Consider the following 255-nt stretch of genomic DNA (forward strand, 5'->3'; position numbering starts at 1 on the left):
GCTCGGCCCAGTGCTTGCGCAGATAGCCGTCTTCCTTGGGGGCATAGAGGTAGAAGCCATAACCATGGCGGGGCAGCCACTGTGCGTAGCGGGCGCGTGCCTCCCAGCTCCAGCCCTTGCCGAAGAAGCCCTCGATCAGCCCCAGTCGGGGCGAGGGAGGATACAGACCAGACAACAGGGTTTGATAAGGCATGGGTCACTCCCTTCTCGCCGGGCGCCGGTTCACCGTCTTGTCGTGAATTGGCGCCGAGTATG

General features: G+C 63.1%; 1 protein-coding gene. It reads right to left on the bottom strand.

The window, feature by feature from the left end; genetic code table 11:
* On the bottom strand, positions 1-193 hold a 193-nt coding region (locus B4920_RS27045; protein ID WP_173862729.1), incomplete at its 3' end, for a beta-N-acetylglucosaminidase domain-containing protein.
* Positions 194-255: the final 62 nt, after the last annotated feature.

Source organism: Zoogloea sp. LCSB751 (assembly GCF_002028455.1).
Lineage (GTDB): Bacteria > Pseudomonadota > Gammaproteobacteria > Burkholderiales > Rhodocyclaceae > Zoogloea.